Raw genomic sequence first — 4,328 nt, forward strand, 5'->3', positions numbered from 1 at the left:
CAAGGCGATAGTCTGATCCTCTCCGAAGCGAGCTACAGCTACAGCCCGTGGAACGAACTGACCCAGGCCACGAGCGGATCGGAGACGACAACGTTCCAGTACAGCCCGGAAACCGAAGGCTTGCGGATCAAGAAGACGTCGCCGACCGGCACGCTACGGTATACGTACAACGGAAACGGCCAAGTGATTGCAGAATCGGATGCGAACAACAACGTGATCGCCCAGTATGTGTGGGGACCGGACCGACTGCTGATGAAGAAGGAAGTGGCCACAGGCCAGTCGTACTACTACATGCAGAACGGCCATGGCGACGTCGTGCAGATGGTGAACACGTCCGGAGCGGTCGTGAACAGCTACCGTTACGACGAGTGGGGGAATATCCTTAGCCAAAGCGAAGGCGTTCCGAATGCGTTCAAGTACGCGGGCGAGATGTATGACACGGAGACGGGATTTTACTACTTGCGGGCGCGGTATTATGATCCGAGTGTGGGGCGGTTTATTAATAAGGATACGTATGAAGGGGATATTAGCAATCCGTTGAGTCTTAACCTTTATACGTATGTCGGTAATAATCCATTGCGATTTATTGATCCAAGCGGACATGATCCACGAGAAGTTCAACTGATGCTTGAAATGGCACGCGACGGCGAACTGGGCATGTCCGATGTAAAGGATCGATTGGGGTCCTATTACCAAAGAATATTTCAAGATGATGATAACAACTATTTCAATTATTTGTTTGGTATGGCGACCATGACCAGTGCCTATGAAAATTCACTTGGCAATTCCCAATGGGCAATTGGCGTTTTGGTAGAGGTTAATACAGCGGATCTGGTTAGTGCTCATGAATTGGCTACGCTACTGGAGTCCATGGTTGATGTTAGTGCTGCACTAACCGCAGGTGCAAAAGCAGCGAGAGTTAGAGCCTCTTCCAACCTATCGGTGGAATGTAACTGCTTTACCGCCGGTACAAAGGTTTTAACAGACGAAGGGGAGAAGAATATCGAAGACATTGAAGTCGGAGATAAGGTTCTTTCCAAGGATGAAGAGACTGGCGAGGTAGCGTATAAAGAGGTTACGGCAACGTTCAATCACGAAACTGATGAGATTTATAACATCCATGTGGGCGGTCAGGCGATTGAATCGACCTTTAATCACCCGTTCTATGTGAAGGACAAAGGATGGACGTTTGTCAAAGACCTTCAAGTTGGTGACTTGCTTGTTCAGAGTGATGGGAATACACTGATGATTGACAGCATCGAACTGGAGCATAAGCAGGTAACTGTTTACAACATGACCGTTGATGAGTTCCATACGTACTTTGTCAGTGACCTTGAGATTTGGGTGCATAATACGAATTGTTCATGGAACACGGTTGTGGAATCTAAGAATGCAACAAGGACAATTGACGGCTTAGCGAAAGAGCAAAGGGAAGCACTGGATAAAGCGGTACAAGGTTTAGCATCAGGAAATACAAGCGGTCTCAATGTCCATAGGTTATCTGATGGAAGATGGGCCGCTGATGTTAAGGGTATAGGTAAAGGCCGTGGACAAGGTAGAATTATTTATACCGAAAAAGATGGAGTTATCACTATTGATGAGGTTACTACCAAACATTATAGTAAGTAAACATCATTCAGGAGGTACAAATTGTCGACATTTACTCATGTAATATTAGAGGTGTTTTGTAGCTTTTCTGATGAAAATGCTAATGATGGTGCTCCAAGTTACTGCAAAAGGAGTGTAGGAAATCCTGGTTATCATTGTTTGGAAAATAATTGCAAGCATGTTGCCTTTACTTATGCCCCCAATGAAATTGCCTATTCAGATGACGAAGGGGAAGTTCCCGATGGTGAGTCTTGGTTAGGACTAGGTGGGGAGATGTTGCCACCAAATGCAAATGAGGCTCAAATAAAAGATTTAAAGAGCCTATGGAAAGAAATATGCGTAAAAAAAATACATGAAGCGTATGATGAATACATGAAACGAGCAAATCAAGATTGATTTTGCTATGCTATTCTAGTGACCTTGGGGTGGAATCCTTAAGGTCTTTCTTTTTACCCCACCCAGTGACGAATAATTCGGGCGGCACGTCCCAATAGAAATTAACCCTCATCAGCCCCGTAAGCGGTAATCCGCTAATATGCCTGTACACACATGCACAATGTGAATAATATACCCCTTTATCACAATCTTATAACCTCGCACCAATAGCGTGTTCAGACTGACGGGAATACGAAGCGAAACGATCAGGAGCATCGGGATTTCCTTGTCCGAAGTCATGTTAATCAAATTCGTGATGTCCACCGTGAAATGAGCGATGTGGAGAATCACATTCGACACATCATGCAGAAGCTAGACTTCAAGCTGAACACCTTTACGGGGATTGATGACGTAACTGCTTCGGCAATCGTGGCGGAAATCGGAGATATTAGCCGATTTAGCAGTGCTGACAAACTAGCCAAGTATGCAGGACTAACGCCAAGCCAAATGAGTAGTGGCGGCAGGGGAAAAGACTGCAACCAACGACAAGGAAACAGAGCATTGAACAAGATACTATGGGGGCTAGCTGTTAGATAGGTGCATACAGCAAGAACTTCCAATAAGCCGCTTAATCCCTTGTTTCGTGAATACTACGAAAAGCGGTTGAGTGAAGGCAAAAAGAAGAAACAGGTTATCATCTGCATTATGCGAAAGCTAGTAAACATCCTGTACAGCATGATGAAGAAAATACCGTCTTACCGCTTCACCTGAACGGGGGCGGCAAGCTAATGATACAATGGAGGTAGCTGAAACAGTTGCCACCTTCTTTATTCCCTGAATTAAGTTTCTAACTAACGAAGGGGAGAAAAATATCGAAGACATTGAAGACGGAGATAAGGTTCTTGCCAAGATGAGAATAACCCTGATGGGAATTAGCTTACAAGGAAGTAACGGCTTATATCGCAACCAACGTGATGATATTATTAAATTGCATGTTGGGGAGCAAATCATCGAGAAGACAGACAATCATCCGTTCTGGGTTGAAGAGGGTGGTTATTTGCAGATGAACTACAATCGGGGGATAAACTCCAAAAAGCTAACGGAAACTCACTTGCGATTGATAAGATTGAGTTTATTAAACTAGAGAAGCCGGTTACGGTTTACAACTTTACTGTTCTTGACTACCATACGTATTACGTAACTGATATTGGGGTTTGGGTTCATAATACTCAGTGTGGTCCAAATGGAACCTTTGAAAATGCATCTTATCATGGAACAACAAACAACGGTAAGAAGAATGAAGCACCGAATGATGGTCAAACAGTATTAGATAATTCATTATCGATTGGACCGAATACAGACCGAAGAATTGGGATAAGTGATGGGGAGTTTGTGGTTCTTGATAAGACTAGTGATGGTATTTACCACGGACATGTTAGGTCTTGGAGTGAACTTAATCCTACAATGCAATCAATCTTAAGAAAAGCTGGTCTAGCCGACTAGTGTCGAATGTTTGTGTTTTCTTCTACTACGCCGCAAAACGTGGACGCAGCCGGTCAAGCGGACTTGCTGACGTACAACACGATCGGCGACCTGTCGCAGAAACGGGATTTGAAGCAGCAATCGTTCGGCTTCGCCTACGATAACCTGCACCGGCTCGTCACCTCGAACGTCGGCACCGCCAGCTTCAAAACGTACTACGAGGACAACCCGTTCGGTCCGATCCGGAAAGAGGAATGGTCCGGCTCCACATTGTTGAAATCAGCCGCATACGCCTATACGGCAGATGGACAGCTGAAGGTCAAGAGTGTGACGAGCGAAGGGCATGCTTTATCCCTAACCAATACGTTCGACTTGGCGGGTAAAGTAACCGGTGTCACGAACGGATACGGCTTTACGACCGCGTACCATTACGATAAGGTAAGAGTAGAGAAGGTCCAAACCAACGGAAGCAGCGCCAACCCCGGAGGCGATGACAGCCAATACGCGAGATACGAATACAACCCGAACGGGACGCTGAAAACGGTGACGTATCCGCGTCTCGGCGACGGGACATATGCAAAAGCGGATTACGTCTACGACAAGATCAACCGGCTGACGAGCATCACGAACAGCAAGGGCGGGCAGACACTGTCGAGCTACGGCTACGGGTACGATGCGAACGGCAACATCACATCGGTGACGGATGCGGCCGGAACGACGACTTACAGCTACGATCCATTGAATCGTCTGACGCAGACGTCCCGCCCGGATGGGCAAATCGTCACGTACACGTACGACGGCAGAGGCAACCGGAAGACGAGCCAAGGCGATAGTCTGATCCTCTCCGAAGCGAGCTACAGCTA

3 protein-coding genes and 2 pseudogenes are annotated in these 4,328 nt (G+C 46.5%); all 5 read left to right on the forward strand.

All coding sequences use genetic code 11. From position 1 onward, the window contains the following. Positions 1-1,629 (forward strand): polymorphic toxin-type HINT domain-containing protein (locus tag FE784_RS42310; protein ID WP_246132400.1); only part of this gene is annotated, 1,629 nt, incomplete at its 5' end. Positions 1,630-1,650: 21 nt separating this feature from the next. Continuing rightward, positions 1,651-2,004: a hypothetical protein gene (locus FE784_RS40385; RefSeq protein WP_139607954.1), complete on the forward strand. Its 354-nt coding sequence runs from the start codon at positions 1,651-1,653 to the stop codon at positions 2,002-2,004. Between the two features lie 342 nt (positions 2,005-2,346). After that, entirely contained in the window at positions 2,347-2,580 is a 234-nt protein-coding gene (locus tag FE784_RS43095) for a transposase (protein ID WP_425465602.1), read from the forward strand. Positions 2,581-3,090: 510 nt separating this feature from the next. Next, positions 3,091-3,486, forward strand: a pseudogene (locus FE784_RS40400) (polymorphic toxin-type HINT domain-containing protein); the annotation flags it as partial. 6 nt (positions 3,487-3,492) lie between these two features. Next, a pseudogene (locus FE784_RS40405) lies at positions 3,493-4,328 on the forward strand (RHS repeat protein); the annotation flags it as partial.

This window comes from Paenibacillus hemerocallicola, from assembly GCF_006265175.1.
GTDB lineage: Bacteria > Bacillota > Bacilli > Paenibacillales > NBRC-103111 > Paenibacillus_AB > Paenibacillus_AB hemerocallicola.